The following is a 12,817-nucleotide window of genomic DNA, read 5'->3' on the forward strand; positions in this document are numbered from 1 at the left end:
TTGTGGCCGCCGCGGGTGCCGTCGGTCAGCGTGTACGTCGAGCCCGACTGGGTCGTCGTCAGCGACACCTGCCCGCTGTAGCGGGTGTTGCCCACACCGGTGTCGATCGCCTGGTACCGGTGCAGCTCCTTGCCGGTGGCGGCGTCGGTGATGATGTGCAGCTTGCTGGGCGTGCCGTCGTCCTGGAACCCGCCGATCACGGTCTCCCAGGCGAGCTTGGGGGTGCCGGTGCCGGCCCAGATGACCTTGCGGGCGCTGTCGGCGGCGGGCTTCTTGGCGAGGGCCTTGGCGGCCTTCAGGGCCGTGGACTCGGCGGCCGACCTGCTGACGGTCGGGGTGGTCGACGCGACCTGGATCTTGTGCTTGTTGTTGTAGGTGGCGCTCACGGTCCCGGCGGCCAGGGAGGCGGGCGGGGTGTGCACGACGAGGTCGCCGCCGAGCACGGGCAGGCCGGCGTAGGTGCGCTCGTAACGGGTGTGCAGGGTGCCGTCGTTGTCCTTGACGACGTCCTTGACGACCAGCTTCTCCTTGGCGCCGAGCCCGAGGGTGCGGGCGGTCGCGGCGGTGTTCTGCTGGGCGCTGTCGATCAGAGCCTGGTGCTGGGCCGGGCTGAGCCTCGCCTCCAGGCCGCCGGTGCGCAGCGGGCTGGGGTGGGGAGCGGCGGGCTTGGCGACGGCCGGGGCGGCCTGCATGCCGATGGCGAGAAACGCCGCGGTGGAGACCAGGGCGGCTCCGACCGTGGCCCGCTTGCGGGGAAGGCGTCTGTGGGGTCTCACTCGTACTCCTCCTGCTGCGGCCGCCGGGTCGCGGCCGGTGACAGACGGGCAGACGGGTCTGCTGCCCGGGTGAGCTGAGCTGTGCGGGGACCGCGATCCGTGAACGCACCGGAGATGTGCGGTGCGTGGGGAAGGATCGCAGGCTTGTCCCGCGCATGTCAGTCATGCGGAGGTATTCGAGGGTTTTCCCTATGCCGGTGGGCGCGGCTGCGGCAGTGGGGGTGACCCTGCCGCCAAGTGCCGGCGCAGGAAACGCGCTTGGTGCCGCAGGAGCCCGTCGGTGACGTCGGTGCCGATGGGCTGGTGTCCGGTACCGGGCAGGAGCAGCACCTCGTGGGGCCGGCCCGCGGCGAGCAGCGCGTCGGACAGCCGGAGGGTGTGCACGGGCAGGACCTTCTTGTCGGCGAGGCCGTGGACGAGCAGCAGGGGACGGCTGAGCCGGGAGGCCTCGCGGAGTGGGGAGCAGGCGTCGTACCGCTCCGGGTGCGTCTGCGGGTGGCCGAGGAACCGCTCGCGCCAGTGGGCGTCGTAGAGGCGCTGGTCGGTGACGCCCGCGCCGGCCACGGCGGCATGGAAGACGTCCGGGCGGCGCAACACGGCCAGTACGGCGAGCGAGCCGCTGAACGACCAGCCGCGGATGCCGACCCTGCCGAGGTCGAGCACGGGGTGCGCGCGGGCCGCCTCGCGCAGCGCGGCCAGCTGGTCGTCGAGCACGGGCCCGAACAGGTCGCCGTGCACCGCGCGTTCCCAGTCCGGGCCGCGCCCCGGGGTGCCCCGGCCGTCGGTCACCAGCACCGCGAAGCCCTGCTCGGCGAACCACTGCGACACCAGCGTCTTCCAGTCGTGAGCGGCGGTGACCCGCTGGCCGCCCGCGCCGCCGTAGGGGTCGAGCAGCACCGGGAGCGGGCCGTGCTCCGCCGGCCGGTGCCAGCAGGGCAGGTGGAGCGCGGCCCGCAACGCGCGCGGCCCGAGCCGCAGCAGGCTGCGGCGCACCTCCAGCACCGGCGACTCGGCGCACGACGGCACGGCCACGGGAGCCCGCCCGGCGCGCAGCACCTCGGCGCGCGGGGCCGGCCCGCCGGTGTCCGCGACGGTGCGGACGAGGGTGCCGGCGCGCAGCACTCCCCCGTGCAGTCCGGGGCCCGCGCTCCGCCGGCGCGGTGCGGTTCCCGGCCGCCAGGACCACAGGTCGGTCCCGGTGGGTTCATCGGCCGCGGTGAACAGCACCTCGTCCCCGTCGACGCCGAGGACGGCGCGCAGGTGGCGGCCCGGGGGCGTGATGAGTGCACCGTCGGCCGTGAGGTGCCTGGTGCCGTGCAGATCCACGTGGGCGAGGACGGCGCCGGAGGCGGTGCGGGCCGGCAGTCCCGGCACCAACTCCACCCAGCGCTCATCCCGTTGCTCGTGCAGGACCGTCGTACGGCCGTCCGCCGCATCGATGCCGAGGAACCGGACGGTGCGCTGGTCACGGGACTGCACGACGGCGAAGGGACCGTGCGCGTCCCAGCCGGCGCCGACGACGTACTCGAAGGCGTCACGGTCCCACCGCACGGACGTGAGCGGCCCGTCCGTGTCGACCGGCGCCAGCCAGAGGGTGACGTCGGGGTTCGGGCTGCCGGCGAAGGCATGGTGACGGACCTCGGGCGGCCTCTGCGGCCCGGCCGGATCGGTGCTGTACCAGCGCCGCATACTCCGGCGATCGGTGCGGGCGCACAGCAGGGCGGTGCCGTCGGGCGCCCACCAGTGCCCGCGCGGCCCCTCGGGAAGCGTGGCGGCCGTGTGCACGGCCACCCCGAACTCCACGTCCCCGTGGTCCACGTGCCCGGCACGGCCGCCGCGATCGGCTCGGGCGATCACCCGGTCTCCGCCGCCGTCCCTTCCGATCACGCGGAGCGCGCCACGGCAGACGTAAGCGACCCTCCCACCGGCGGGACCGGGCCGCGGGTCGAGGGCGGGCCGCGCCGCGGGCAGACGCCGGGGCTCGCCGCCCCGCAGCCCCACGGTCCACAGCACACCGCCCAGCACGAAGACGACGACCCCGGCCGCCGCGTCGGCGCCGTACCCCTCGATCCCCCGCGGCCTGCGCCCGGCACCGAGCAGCCTCACCGGATCGGCCAGCAACCGCTCCTCCCCCGACCCGAGTTCGACCGCCCAGAGACAGTCGGCCGGGTCGTCCCCCGTACGCCCCCGCAGATACAGCACGGTCCTGCCGTCCCCGGTCACGGTGAACCGACGGGGCACCCCGCGGGTGAACCGGGCGGTGCGGACGAGTTGAGCGGGGAGAAGATCGGGGCGCACATAAGGGTCTCTTCCCTCACCTCGACACTCGTACACACATTCGATTCCATGCTTGCCGCTCCCCCGTCTGCTGCCTTCTCCTGAAACCCGGTAGCTGGTTGCGCCCCGCTCTGCGTACCTTCGGCGGCATGGCTGACGAATGCTTCGGGCATCCCCGGCTCGCCGCGATCCACGATCCGCTCGATCCCGACCGCAGCGATCTCGATGCCTACCTCCGGATGACGGCGGAGTTCGCAGCGCACAGCGTGCTGGACATCGGCTGTGGAACAGGCGTGTTCGCGCTTCTGCTGGCCGAACGGGGCATCGAGGTCGTCGGCCTGGAACCCGCCTCTGCCTCCATCGACGTCGCGCGGGCCAGACCGGGCGGTGAGCGGGTCCGTTGGATCCACGGCGACGCTGCGGCCCTCCCGCCGATGCGGGTCGACCTCGCGACGATGACGGCGAACGTCGCGCAGGCCATCGCTGATCCCGGGACGTGGCAGAAGACACTGCGGGGAGCCTACGAAGCACTGCGGCCCGGCGGGCGTCTCGTCTTCGAGACCCGCGTTCCGGCCCGACGCGCCTGGCAGGAGTGGACCCGCGAGAACACCTGTCGCGTGACACGGATCCCGGGCACCGGCACGGTCGCGTACTGGGTCCAGTTGATCGAGGTGAGCGGACCTCTGGTGACGTTCCGTCAGACCTACGTCTTCGCCGCCGACGGACAGGTGCTGACCTCGGATTCCACACTGCGTTTCCGCGAGCGCGAAGAGGTCGAGCAGGACCTGGTCGGGCACGGTTACGTGGTGGAGGACGTCCGTGATGCGCCTGACCGGCCGGGAAGGGAGTTCGTCTTCGTGGCACGCCGGCCGTGACGTACAAAATCGTTCGTACGGCGTTTGTGGACCGTGGCAGCATGGCCCGCATGACGACGAACCGAAAGGCCTGTGCCGCGTAGCCGGCCGGGGCGTCTCCGGGGTCCTGTTGTGAGCGCCCGGACACGTAGGACCACGCACATCGACGGGCTGCCCTCCCGGGTGCTGTCCGAGATCGCGCGCCTCGAGCGCAGCCGTAACTATCTGTGTCCAGGGGATGTGAGCGCCGCGCTGCGCCATTGGCGCGAGTACGTCCATCTGCCCCAGCGCCGGCTGTGGCAGGACTACGAGTGCGGCAGCCCGTACTCGTACTGCTGCGAGGAAGACCCCTTCGCAGCGCGCGCTCTGCTCGACACCGTCATGCGGGCCCTGTCGGCCCGCAACTCCCGTGAACTCCGGCGGATCGTCGGCCGCTTCGACGCCGTCCGGGACCGGCCGTCACCGCCGTACGCCCCCGGCGGAGGCTGAGGCAGCCCACGTCGGGTTCCCGCGCGGCTGTGGACGGGGCGGCCGGCGCAGGTCTCACAGGCGTACCGTCATCGCGACGGTCACCTCGTCGCCCGGTGCGAGGCCCTCCGGGCGGCGCACGGCGTTCTTGAGCGGCAGCAGGTAGGCGCCGTCCTTGGGGAAGAGGGACGTGCTGAAGGCGGTGCCGCCGATCCTGGCCTCGACCGGGATCGCGCCCCAGCCGTAGCTGGCCAGGGCGGCCACGTCACGGACGTCGGCGGACTCCGCGTCCGGCACGGCGACGAAGTAGTACGGCGCCGGCCCCCGCCACTCCACGAGCCGTCCGGCGAAGGCGAGTTCCATGGGCATCCCCTTCCGAAGGCCCCCCAGCGTACCGGCGCCCGCTTCCGGACGCCGGGGCCCCCGCCAACCTCCGCTGACCGGCGCGTTGTTACCGTGCACCGCGTGTCTGACTCCTCGCGCGATACCGCCCAGGGCGCCGGCTGGGGCTCGGCCGAGCCCGGCGCCTACCGGCAGCTGATGCCGGCCCACGTCGAGAAGCTGTCGTGGCTGAGCCCACGGACCCTGTGGGCCGCCCGCAACGGCGTGCTGGCCTCCTGGTTCGGCGATCCCACCGGCCGTACGCGCAGCCGCTGGGTGGCGCGCCGGGAAGCGGCCGGGGCGCCCGCCGACAAGGTGATCCGGCGGGAGGACGACGACCGGTTCTCCTTCATGGTCCTCGGCGACACCGGGGAGGGCGACGACTCCCAGTACGCTGTCGTCCCCGGCTTCCTGAAGGTCGGTCAGGGGACCGACTTCGCGGTCATCGCCAGCGACGTGATCTATCCGGTGGGCAGCACCGACGACTACGGCGACAAGTTCTTCCGCCCCTACCAGGCCTACCCGGCCCCGATCTACGCGATACCGGGCAACCACGACTGGTACGAGGACCTCGGCGCCTTCATGCGGGTCTTCTGCGCCGACACCGGGCCGCTCGCGCCCGAGCCCCGGCCCCGCCCGCTCACCCGCGCCTGGTGGCGGGCCCTGCTGTGGCACAGGCCCCGGCCGGCCGACGAGCAACGGTTCGCCGCCGCACGGCAGTTGCGGTCGGCGCCCGGCCAGCAGGCCGTGCAGCCGGGGCCGTACTGGGCGATCGACGCGGGCCCGGTGCGGATCGTCGGCATCGACACCGGGCTGCTCGGCACCATCGACGCCGAACAGGGCGCCTGGCTGCGCGAGGTCTCCCGGGACCCCAGGCCGAAGATCCTGATCACCGGGTCCCCGCTGTACGTCGACGGCGAGCGCCATCCGTGCGCGATCGAGGGCGGCGGGACCGTGGACGACATCGTCCGCGACCCGGCGCACCACTACGTGGCCGCGATCGGCGGCGACATCCACAACTACCAGCGCTACCCGGTCGACGTGGACGGCCGCACCATCCAGTACGTGGTCGCGGGCGGCGGCGGGGCGTTCATGCACGCCACCCACACCATCCCGCGGGTGTCGGTCGGGGGCGTCACCGAACGGGACTTCCGCTGCCACCCGCTGCGCGGCGACTCGCTGGCCTTCTACAGCCGCCTGTACGGCCGCCGGCTGCGGCTGCGCCGCTTCTTCACCCTCACCGAGGCCGAGGCGACCGCGGTCGTCGCCGAGCGCCTCGGCATCGAGCCGGCCCGCAAGCCCGGACCCGACGTCCGGATCACCCGGCGCACCCGGCTGGTCGCGAGCCTGCTCGGCACCGGCGGCCGCCCGGACCGCACGTCCCGGGTCCGGCTGCCCGTGCGCAAGCTCTACACCCAGCTGTTCTCACCCGGCTCGGCCACCTACAGCCCGCCGTTCTTCAAGTCCTTCCTGCGGCTGGACGTCACCGCTGAGGCGGTCCGGCTGCGCTGCTTCGCCGCGACCGGCAACCGGGCGCAGGAGGTCGATCCGCCGGTCGAGGACGAGATCGTCATCCCGCTGAAGTGATCACACGGTTGTCACACTCGCCTGCCAGAATCGAAGGCGGAAACAGGCCGCCGCCCGGGTGCGCCGCCGTACGACCGCTGGAGGAGCCGATGCCGTCCACGCCCCGACCGCTGCGCAAGCTCGGCTTCCTCACCATCGGCCTGTTCGACCCGGCCGACCCGGCCCGGGGCCACGAGTCCACGCTGGAGATCGTCGAGCTGGGCGAGCGGCTCGGCTTCGACAGCGCCTGGATCCGCCACCGCCATCTGCAGTACGGGATCTCCTCCCCGGTCGCCGTCCTCGCCGCCGCCTCCCAGCGCACCCGCCGTATCGAGCTGGGCACCGCGGTGATCCCGCTCGGCTGGGAGAACCCGCTGCGTCTCGCCGAGGACCTGGCGACGGTGGACGTGCTGTCCGGGGGCCGGCTGAACCCGGGCGTCAGCGTGGGGCCGCCGATGCACTTCGAGCAGGTCAAGGACGCCCTTTATCCGGACACCGCCGACGTGGAGGACTTCTCCTACGAGCGGGTGCGGCGGCTGCTGGACCTGGTGCGGGGCAGGCCCGCCAGCGATTTCCGTGGGGTCGAGGGCTTCGAGGTGTTCTCGGATGTGGTCCAGCCGCACTCCCCCGGGCTCGGCCGGCGGCTGTGGTACGGCGGCGGCAGCCTCGGCTCGGCGCGCTGGGCGGGCGAACACGGCATGAACTTCCTGACCAGCAGCGTGGTCAAGGCGGAAGAAGCGGACGGGCCCTGGGACTTCGCCGAGATCCAGCTGTCCCTCATCAGGGAGTTCCGGGACCGCCATCCCGACGGCGAGGCGGCCCGGGTCTCGCAGGGTCTGGTGGTGATACCCACCGACTCCGCGAGCCCCGAGCAGCGCGCCAAGTACGAGGCGTACGCGGCGAAGCGCCTGCCCCGCACGACCGCCCCGCAGGGGCCGGGCCGGCTGCTGTTCGCGCCCGACCTGGTCGGCGACTCCGAGCAGATCGCCGAACGGCTGTACGCGCACGCCGCGTTCCGTGAGGTGGACGAGGTGGCGTTCGCCCTGCCGTTCACCTTCGAGCACGAGGACTACGTACAGATCCTCACGGACATGGCGACGAAGCTGGGTCCGGCACTGGGCTGGCAGCCGCAGGGCTGAGCACCGCCTCGGCAGACGCCACCGGCGCATACCTCGACTGCGCCCCTGGGAGAAGCCATCGGCGCCCATCTCGGCCGCGCGCCGGGCGGATGCCACCCCGCCGCGCACACCTCGCCCGCCGCCCCGCCCACCTCGGCCGCGCTCCCGGCGGATGCCACGCACACACCTCGCCCGCCGCCCCGCCCCTCTCACCAACGCCCTGGCTCCGTCCCCACCAACCCCTCCGACAACCTGCCGTCCACCCCCACCGGCACGTCGCCGGCGAGCATCACCCGGTGCATGATCCGGGGTGAGCCCAGGTGGGCGGTGTCGGTGGGGGCGAGGTGGATGGTGGCGCGGTTGTCCCAGAAGGCGACGCTGCCCGGTTCCCAGCGGAAGCGGACCGTGTACTCGGGGCGCACCGCCTGCTCCAGCAGCATCTCCAGCAGGGCGGCGCTCTCCGGGCGGGAGACGCCGGTGATCTGCTCCAGGTAGTAGCCGTTGACGAGCAGCACCCGCTCCCCCGTCTCCGGATGCACCCGGACCAGCGGGTGCACCGAGGCCACCTGGTGGTCGAGGAGATGGCGGACGTAGGCGTCGTCGCCGGGCCGGGGCTGGTAGCCCACGCCGAGCCGGTGCTCGGCGCGCAGCCCGTCCACGAAGGCCCGCACCGGGGCCGAGAGCCCGGCGTAGGCGGCGGCCAGGTTGGCCCAGGTGGTGTCGCCGCCGTAGGGCGGTACGGTCTCGGCGCGCAGGATGGTGGCGGCCGGCGGGTCGACCCGGGCGCCGTGGTCGCAGTGCCAGCCGCGCAGCAGGGTGTGCCGGCGGCGCCGCAGCCACTCCTCGTGCTCCATGCCGAACCGGCCGCCCAGCTCCAGCCGGTCCGCGGTGGTCTCCACCTCGGGGAAGTCCGCCGGTGAGGCGCTGCCCCGGCGGCCGAGGACGACGGGCTCGCCGAAGCGGCGGGCGAAGGCGACGTGCGCGGCGTGGTCCAGCTCCTGCCCCCGGAAGAACACCACCTTCCAGCGCAGCACGGCCCAGCGGATCAGGGCCACCACGGCGTCGTCCAGCGGCCCGGCGAGGTCGACGCCGGTGATCTCGGCCCCGATGTGTCCGGCGACCGGCCTCACCTCCACGCCCTCGACCCGCTCGCCCTGATCCGCGGTGGCCCTGTGCGTCGTCATGCGCGCTCCGATGCTCGTCCGAACCGGTTCCACCCCTTGATCGTGGCACTCCGGTCCCTCAGACGGCGAACTCCCGGACGACCGTGTTCCGGAACACCGCCGTGCCGCCGGCCGTGAAGAGCGCCAGCCGGTCGTCCACCAGATAGGGGAAGACCTCGCTGGAGTGCACGTACCGGCCGTCGTCCACGAACATCTCGACGCAGGTGCGGTCCACCAGGATGCGCAGTCTGACCCGGCCGGCGCCCGGGTCGAAGGGGCTGTGGCTCTCCTGCCGGTTGCCGCCGGCGTCGGGGCCCACGGTGCCGCGCCGGTTGAGGAAGGCGTAGTCGCCCCAGATCCCGGCGTCGATGTGCCGTCCGCCGTCCGGTGAGCGGCGCAACTGGACTCCCGCACCGGTGAGTTGACTCCAGGTGATCTCGGTGGTGAGTTCGTAGGAGACGCCGGTGTAGTCCAGCAGGCGGGTGCCGTCGACGGTCGGGTCGCCGAGGTCGACCGTGCGGGAGACGTAGGAGTCGAGCGCGGGGACCGGCCGGGAGGCCAGGTAGTAGCCGTCGGCGGACTTCTTGAGGGTGATCTCGCGGACGACGGAGTCCGTGCCGTTGAAGCCGTCCGCGTCGATGGTGGGCGTGGTCTGGGCGTACGCCCAGTTGTTGAGCCAGCCGAGGGCGTAGCGCGCGGCCGGGTCCGGTGAGCCGTCCGGACGCCGTTTGTCGAAGGTCACCGCCGCGTACCAGTCCCAGCCGTGGTCGAGCCACTGCGGGTCCGGTGCGTCGGGGGTGAAGGAACCGCCGTCGAAGGAGCCGGTCCAGTAGGCGTAGGTGGGGGGCTGTCCGGTGCCCGTGCCGTCCGCGCTCGCGCCCAGCACCCACTTCGCCGTGCCGTCGTCGGCGGTCATCCGGAACAGGTCGGGGCACTCGAGCACACCGAGGCCGTCCCTGACGAAACCGCCGGCGTACGTCCAGGACTTGAGGTCGGTGGAGTGGTAGAAGCCGATCTTGTTCCGTTCCGCGAGAGCCATCACCCAGCGGTCGTGGTCCTCGTCCCGGATCACCTTCGGGTCGCGGAAGTCGGCTCCGGCGCCCGGACTGGGGAGTACCGGGGCGGTGCCGTCGTTGGTGAAGGTACGGCCGCCGTCCGTGGAGTAGTACAGGAACTGCTCCTGATGGTCGGTGCCGCCTCCCGGTGACATCGTGACGACGGCGATCACCGCGCCCGCGCCGAAACCGGCCGTGTTGCCGCTGTCGACCACCGCGGAGCCGGACCAGACATCGCCGTTGACGGTGGTGTCCTTCGGTATGGCGATCCCCCGGTCGGTGAAGGTGACCAGGTCGGTGCTGGTGGCCAGGCGCCAGGCGGTGCCCACCTCGCCGGCGAGGTAGTCGGCGTTGTAGAGGTAGTAGTAGTGGTACTCGCCGTCGACCCAGACCGGGCGCTGGGGGTCGTTCTTCCACTGGCCGGGGACGGTGAAGTGGTAGTCGGCCCGGTAACTCAGGCAGCCGCGCGGCGACTTGGGCACCGCCTTCGGCTGCGCGTCGGTGGTCCGGGGCTTCGGCTGCGCGACGGTGGGCCTCGCCTGCGGTTGCGCGTCGGCGGGCGACGCCGGCAGCAGGGCCGCGCCGGTTCCGGCCGCGGCCGCGGCGAAGAGGGCTCTTCTGGTCGGGCCGCGCATCACACGTGTCCTCTCACGACGGTTCATGGCACCAGGACTGTGGGACCTAACTCGTTAAAGGTCAAGTGTTTCCACACCTTGACAGGGGCGTGACGCGCTTTTCATCATCTGGGGCATCTCTCCTTTGCTAACACGAGTTAGGCACCTCATGACCGACTCGCATCTCTCGCGTCGCGCACTGCTGCGGTACGGCGCCTACGGCGCGGGGGCCGCCGCCCTCGCCGGCACCGCCGCGAGCTGGGACCGTCTCACCGGAGCGGACATACCGGGCCGCGACGACGGCTCGCTGGTCGTGGCGACCCTCGGCTCCGCGTTCTCCCCGGCCGGGGTCCGCGCCCTCGTCCAGGGCTTCCGCAGGCTGCACCCGGACATCAAGGTCCGCATCAACGCCGTACAGGCCGTGGACTGGTCGGACTTCTTCGCCAAGATCCTCACGCAGATCGCCGCGGGCACCGCGCCGGACCTGGTCTATGTGGCCACCGAGGGGGTGCAGTTGTTCGCCCGGCACCTGGGCGTGCCACTGGACCGCTGGGTGAAGCGGGACGCGGCGGAGCTGCGGGAGTACTTCGCCGACGTCCACCCCTCCCTGGTGGAGTCGATGATGTACGAGGGCAGCCTGTACCAGCTGCCGGTCGAGTTCAACGCGGCCGACATGTACCTCAACACCCGGGTGCTGGAGCGGGCGGGTGCGGGACTGCCCGCGGACGACTGGACCCGGGACGACTTCACCGCCCTGCTGCGCCGGATGAAGAAGGCCAACGACTCCCATTTCACGCCGTACTTCTGGACGAACCGGCTGTGGGGCGGGGTGGTGCCCTGGCTGTTCGCGAACGGCACCAACCTGCTCGCCGAGTCCAAGGCGCCCGGCGGCGGCTGGCTGTGGGACGCCTTCTACCCGGCGGCGCAGCACAAGGGGCGCGGGGGCGGCTTCCGCTGGACGACCCCGCAGGCCACGGACGCCCAGGTCGAGGAGGCGTACGACTACCTCGCCGGCCTGATCCAGGAAGGGCTGTGCACCCGGCCCGAGGGCGGCAACGGCCAGAACCTCATCGGCGTGTTCTCCACCGGCCGGGTCGGCGTGACGCCCGCGGGCGGCTTCTGGGCGGGCGGCCTGCATCTGGCCGGCATGCGCGACGACGCCTTCGACGTCACGTACTTCCCGCGTCGGCGCACCCAGCGGCACCAGTTCGGCGCGGCCGGCTACGCGCTGCTGCGCACGTCGAAGAAGCAGGACGCGGCGTGGGAGTTCATCAAGTACTCGGCGCGCCTGGACACCCTGACCGAGCTGTTCTCGACCAACCAGACGACCCCGGCCCGCCGCTCGATGCTGACGGCGGCCCGGTACCGGGAGACCGGCCCGGCGCACTGGCGGGTCTTCTACGACACCCTCGACAAGTTCCCCGACACCGGCCCCATCCCGGCTCCGCCGCAGGTCGCGGAGGTCACCCAGGTGCTGCTCAAGCACACCGGGACGGCCCTGGCGAGCCCGCGCTCGGTCCGGCCCGCGCTGCGGCGGATGCAGGGCGATCTGGAGAAGGCCATGGAGCGTGACGTATGACGGACATCCGGATTCCCGCCGTGCGCACCCGGGCGGCCGCGACCCCTCCGGCGGCGGCCGTGCGGCGGCCCGCGCGGGAGCGGGGCGCGCGGCTGCTGGCGGCGCTGTTCCTGGCCCCGACCGTGGTCGGGATCGTGGTCTTCACGGTCGTACCGATCATCGGCTCGGTCGTGCTGAGCCTGTTCCACTGGAACGTGATCGACTCGCCCGGTTTCGCCGGGACGGCCAACTACCGCGAGGTGTTCACCGATTCGACGGTGTTGGTGTCCTTCCGCAACACGCTGGTCTTCATGGTGTTCGCGGTCGCCGCACAGCTGCTGATCGCGCTGTCGCTGGCGCTGACGCTGAACGGCCGGATACCCGCGTGGCTGCGCTCGGTGTTCCGCTCGGCGTTCTTCTTCCCGCTCGTGCTGTCGGCCGCGTCCATCTCGGTCGTGATGAAGTACCTGTTCAACCAGGACTTCGGAGTGATCAACTGGCTGCTCGGACTGGTCGGCGTCGCCCCCGTGCCCTGGCTGACCTCCGAGCACGGAGCGATGGCCACGGTGATCATCGTCTATGTCTGGCAGCAGTTCGGCTTCTCGTTCCTGCTGTTCGTGGGCGGCCTGAACAACATTCCGAAGGAGATCCACGAGGCCGCCGCCCTGGACGGCGCGACCGGGCTGCGCAAGCACCTCGCCATCACCCTGCCGCTGCTCTCCCCCACCCTGCTGGTGGCGTCGGTGGTCGGCATCATCAACGCCCTGCAGGTCTTCGAGCAGCCGTACGTGCTCACCGACGGCGGGCCCGGCGACTCCACCCGCACGGTCGTGATGGTCATCTACGAGAAGGCCTTCGAGCAGCTCCGGTTCGGCGAGGCGTCCGCGGTGGGCGTGCTGCTGTTCGTGCTGATCATGGCGGTGACCGCCCTCCAGTTCCGGCTCAGCCGGCGTTTCGTCCACTACCAGTGAGCCGGGTGATCCCCTT

The 12,817-nt window shown here is 72.1% G+C and carries 10 protein-coding genes and 1 pseudogene; 6 read left to right on the plus strand and 5 right to left on the minus strand.

Annotated features, from left to right (window positions below; translation table 11 throughout):
- Together AB0950_RS37515 and AB0950_RS37520 are read right to left on the minus strand one after the other, a co-directional pair.
- Positions 1-776, minus strand: a pseudogene (locus AB0950_RS37515) (M4 family peptidase); the annotation flags it as partial.
- 189 nt (positions 777-965) lie between these two features.
- Positions 966-3,074: a prolyl oligopeptidase family serine peptidase gene (locus tag AB0950_RS37520; RefSeq protein WP_366780471.1), complete on the minus strand. Its 2,109-nt coding sequence runs from the start codon at positions 3,072-3,074 to the stop codon at positions 966-968.
- Positions 3,075-3,202: 128 nt separating this feature from the next.
- Between AB0950_RS37520 and AB0950_RS37525 the strand changes: the two genes are divergently transcribed.
- Together AB0950_RS37525 and AB0950_RS37530 are read left to right on the plus strand one after the other, a co-directional pair.
- Positions 3,203-3,928 carry a class I SAM-dependent methyltransferase gene (locus AB0950_RS37525; protein WP_366780472.1) on the plus strand — a complete coding sequence of 242 codons (726 nt, stop codon included), beginning with the start codon at positions 3,203-3,205 and terminating at the stop codon, positions 3,926-3,928.
- A gap of 111 nt (positions 3,929-4,039) precedes the next feature.
- Complete coding sequence (locus tag AB0950_RS37530) at positions 4,040-4,396, plus strand: hypothetical protein (RefSeq protein WP_366780473.1); 357 nt, start codon at positions 4,040-4,042, stop codon at positions 4,394-4,396.
- Between the two features lie 54 nt (positions 4,397-4,450).
- Here AB0950_RS37530 and AB0950_RS37535 read toward each other — a convergent pair whose 3' ends face one another.
- Positions 4,451-4,738, minus strand: a complete 288-nt coding sequence (locus tag AB0950_RS37535) for a DUF1905 domain-containing protein (protein WP_366780474.1) — start codon at positions 4,736-4,738, stop codon at positions 4,451-4,453.
- A 102-nt stretch (positions 4,739-4,840) separates the two neighbouring features.
- Here AB0950_RS37535 and AB0950_RS37540 point away from each other — a divergent pair, with 102 nt between their 5' ends.
- Together AB0950_RS37540 and AB0950_RS37545 are read left to right on the plus strand one after the other, a co-directional pair.
- Positions 4,841-6,343: a metallophosphoesterase gene (locus AB0950_RS37540; RefSeq protein ID WP_366780475.1), complete on the plus strand. Its 1,503-nt coding sequence runs from the start codon at positions 4,841-4,843 to the stop codon at positions 6,341-6,343.
- Positions 6,344-6,432: 89 nt separating this feature from the next.
- Positions 6,433-7,461 (plus strand): LLM class flavin-dependent oxidoreductase, encoded by a 1,029-nt coding sequence (locus tag AB0950_RS37545; RefSeq protein WP_366780476.1) that lies wholly within the window; start codon positions 6,433-6,435, stop codon positions 7,459-7,461.
- A gap of 188 nt (positions 7,462-7,649) precedes the next feature.
- Here AB0950_RS37545 and AB0950_RS37550 read toward each other — a convergent pair whose 3' ends face one another.
- The gene (locus tag AB0950_RS37550) at positions 7,650-8,624 is read right to left on the minus strand and encodes a TauD/TfdA family dioxygenase (RefSeq protein ID WP_366780477.1); all 975 of its coding nucleotides are present in this window, start codon (positions 8,622-8,624) and stop codon (positions 7,650-7,652) included.
- A gap of 58 nt (positions 8,625-8,682) precedes the next feature.
- Positions 8,683-10,293 carry a GH32 C-terminal domain-containing protein gene (locus AB0950_RS37555; RefSeq protein ID WP_366780478.1) on the minus strand — a complete coding sequence of 537 codons (1,611 nt, stop codon included), beginning with the start codon at positions 10,291-10,293 and terminating at the stop codon, positions 8,683-8,685.
- 148 nt (positions 10,294-10,441) lie between these two features.
- On the opposite strand from AB0950_RS37555, the gene AB0950_RS37560 reads away from it, so the two are divergent.
- On the plus strand, positions 10,442-11,851 hold the full coding sequence (locus tag AB0950_RS37560) for an extracellular solute-binding protein (protein WP_360161916.1): 1,410 nt from the start codon (positions 10,442-10,444) through the stop codon (positions 11,849-11,851).
- Complete coding sequence (locus tag AB0950_RS37565; RefSeq protein WP_366780479.1) at positions 11,848-12,801, plus strand: sugar ABC transporter permease; 954 nt, start codon at positions 11,848-11,850, stop codon at positions 12,799-12,801. The genes AB0950_RS37560 and AB0950_RS37565 overlap by 4 nt, the downstream gene beginning before the upstream one ends.
- The last annotated feature ends 16 nt before the right edge of the window (positions 12,802-12,817 follow it).

Origin of the sequence: Streptomyces sp. NPDC007189, from assembly GCF_040703635.1 — a bacterium.
Lineage (GTDB): Bacteria > Actinomycetota > Actinomycetes > Streptomycetales > Streptomycetaceae > Streptomyces.

Excerpts from the sequence above, each read along its gene's own strand:
- AB0950_RS37525 (WP_366780472.1), top strand. The coding sequence starts at position 3,203 with ATGGCTGACGAATGCTTCGGGCATCCCCGGCTCGCCGCGATCCACGAT.
- AB0950_RS37535 (WP_366780474.1), bottom strand. The coding sequence starts at position 4,738 with ATGGAACTCGCCTTCGCCGGACGGCTCGTGGAGTGGCGGGGGCCGGCG.
- AB0950_RS37545 (WP_366780476.1), top strand. The coding sequence starts at position 6,433 with ATGCCGTCCACGCCCCGACCGCTGCGCAAGCTCGGCTTCCTCACCATC.
- AB0950_RS37550 (WP_366780477.1), bottom strand. The coding sequence starts at position 8,624 with ATGACGACGCACAGGGCCACCGCGGATCAGGGCGAGCGGGTCGAGGGC.
- AB0950_RS37555 (WP_366780478.1), bottom strand. The coding sequence starts at position 10,293 with ATGCGCGGCCCGACCAGAAGAGCCCTCTTCGCCGCGGCCGCGGCCGGA.
- AB0950_RS37560 (WP_360161916.1), top strand. The coding sequence starts at position 10,442 with ATGACCGACTCGCATCTCTCGCGTCGCGCACTGCTGCGGTACGGCGCC.
- AB0950_RS37565 (WP_366780479.1), top strand. The coding sequence starts at position 11,848 with ATGACGGACATCCGGATTCCCGCCGTGCGCACCCGGGCGGCCGCGACC.